This window comes from Amycolatopsis kentuckyensis, assembly GCF_002155975.1.
In the GTDB taxonomy this organism is placed as follows: domain Bacteria; phylum Actinomycetota; class Actinomycetes; order Mycobacteriales; family Pseudonocardiaceae; genus Amycolatopsis; species Amycolatopsis kentuckyensis.
In genome coordinates this window covers 1-2,505 of the sequence record NZ_MUMI01000628.1, presented here as the reverse complement: position 1 = coordinate 2,505, position 2,505 = coordinate 1, and the positions used below count along the sequence as shown (strand labels likewise).

General features: G+C 74.8%; 1 protein-coding gene and 1 pseudogene. Both read left to right on the top strand.

What is annotated here, in order from left to right; genetic code table 11:
• The first annotated feature begins 262 nt into the window (after positions 1–262).
• Complete coding sequence (locus tag CCN39_RS44125) at positions 263–1,969, top strand: DUF2207 family protein (RefSeq protein ID WP_208630650.1); 1,707 nt, start codon at positions 263–265, stop codon at positions 1,967–1,969.
• Between the two features lie 2 nt (positions 1,970–1,971).
• Positions 1,972–2,505 (top strand): annotated as a pseudogene (locus tag CCN39_RS44120) (DUF2207 domain-containing protein); the annotation flags it as partial.

Genomic DNA, 2,505 nt, shown 5'->3' with positions numbered 1-2,505 from the left:
GCAGCCGCCGGGCCGGCCGCCGCTGCCGGTGGCGGCAGCGGCGGCCGGCCCGGCGGCTGCGGGCGGCGCGGGTCGTGCGGGCCAGGGCCAGGGCCGGAACCGGAGCCGGAACTGGAACCAGGACCCGGACCGACACCAGGACCGTGCGTCATCGAATGGAACCCCCCGTGCGATTTCCCCGTCGGAAGCGGCGTACCTGCGGTGATCGCGCCGTTCCGGGCGTCAGCATAGATCGGGTGCTCTAGGGTGTGGTGCTGTGTCGATGAAATGGGGGGCCGCCGCCGCGGTCGCCGTTGCGGTCGTTCTGTCGGCCGCCGGGCCCGCTGCCGCGCAGGGGCCGTCGGCCGGGCCCGTGCTGCCCAACCTGCCCGACGACCAGTCCAAGAAACCCCAGCTGCTCACCGGGCAGGACGTCCAGCCGCCCGAGGGGGCCGTGGCCGACGTCGTCCTCAAGGTCCTCCGCGACGGGACCCTCTCCGTCACCGAACACGTCACCGTCCCCGGTGGACAGCGGCTCGTCTCGCGCGTTCCGCTCAAGGTTCCCGCGAGCGACGACCAGGACCGCGTCTTCGCCGTCCGCGACGTCAAGGCCGAAGGCGCCACGACCGAGCTCACCGGCGACCAGCTCCTCCTCACCTTCCCCGCCGGCACCAGCAGCGTCACCTACACCGTCGACGGCGCCGTCGCCGACCAGAACGGCCGCCAGCAAGCCCGCTGGCAGGTCGCCAGCGGCTTCGACACGCCGCTGGCCAAGGTCACCGCGTCGCTGGTCGCCCCGGCGACCCGACTGTCCCCTGTGGACTGCCTGGCCGGCCCGGTCGGCTCCAGCCAGCGCTGCACCCTCGCCGAGCTCGACCACACCGGGGTCGTGCGGCTCGAACAGAACGACGTCCGCCCCGGCGACCGCGTCGACCTCCTCGTCGGCCTGCCCGCGGGCACCACTCCGGCGAACGCGAAGCTCGCCGCCGTCGGCCTGCTCGCCAACGCCTTCGCGCTGACACCCCCGACCGGGATCGCCTTCGCCGTCCTGCTCGCCTTCCTCGTCGCCGCCGCCCTGTTCGTCCGGCGGCGCCGCAAGCAGGACGCCGGCGCGCTGCGCACCGCCACCGGCCCGGTCGAGGTCCTCCTGCGCGACGGCGACCGCGTCTTCTTCGCCAGCCCCGACGGTGTCCTGCCCGGCCAGGTCGGCACGGTCGTCGACGAGACCGTCGACGTCGTCGACATCAGCGCCACCGTCGTCGACCTCGCCGTCCGCAACTACCTGTGGCTGGCCGAAGTCCCGGGCCCCGACTGGCAGATCGCCCGCCGCAACCCGCCGGACGAGCACCTCCACGACTTCGAGCGCGCCGTCTGCGAAACCCTGCTGCCGCCGGGCACCGACACCGTGCTCGTGTCGCAGCTGCGCGCCCGCGGTGGCCTCGACCTGCGCCGGATCAGCGACGCGATGTACGACGACGTCGTCAGCAAGCACTGGTTCTCCCGCCGCCCCGACACCGCCCGCGGCCGGCTGACCTGGCTCGGTGCCGGGATCTTCACCCTCGGCCTGGTCGCCACCGCGGTGCTCACCTTCACCGCCGGGTACGCGCTGCTGGGCGTCGCCCTCGCCCTCGCCGGGCTCGCCGTCGTCGCGGTGGCCGCGCTGCTGCCGTCCCGCACCGCCCGCGGCCGGGCACTGGCCGGGCAGGTCCGCGGCCTGCTCGACTACCTGCACACCGCGCGGGCCGACGACATCCCGCCCGCCGACCGCGAGCTGGTGTTCTCCCGCTCGCTGCCGTACGCGGTCGTCCTCGGCGACACCGAACGCTGGCTCGGCACCTTCGCCGCGCTCAACCCGTCGGCCGACGGCTCGGCCGGGCTGTACTGGTACGGCGGCATGGAGTCCGATCCCGACCTGCGCCGCTTCGGCGCGCACTTCCCGTCCTTCCTGACCGCGCTCGACGGCGTGCTCACCGCCGCCGCGGCCCGCTGACCGTGCTCGCGGGGGCGGTCCTGGCGCTCGCGCTGGCCGCCGCCCCCGCGGACCAGCCGCCCCTGCCCACCGTGCCGCAGAGCGCCGAGATCCAGCTCAAGGTCCAGCGCGACGGCTCGCTGTCGGTCGCCGAAGCCATCTCGGTCCCCGAGGGCGTCACGATGGACCGCCGGATCGCCCTGCGGGTCCCGGCGCCCCACCACCGCGACCGCGTCTACGGCGTCCGCGACGTCGTCCTGGAAGGCCGCGGGACGGCGAGCGTGGCCGACGACGCCTTCACCGTCCACCTCACGTCCGGCACGTCGATCGTCCGGTACACAGTGGACGGTGCGGTCGCCGGCGACCGGGTCACCTGGGAGCTGGCCGGCGGCTGGAACACCGAGCTGAAGTTCCTCCGCGCCTCCTTCGCGGCGCCGAAGATCCCCACCGCCGTCGACTGCCTCGCCGGCCCGCCCGACTCCGACTTCCCGTGCGCCGCCGCGCAGATCGACCACGCCGGGCTGACCCGGTTCAGCCAGCAGAACCTCGCCGCGGGC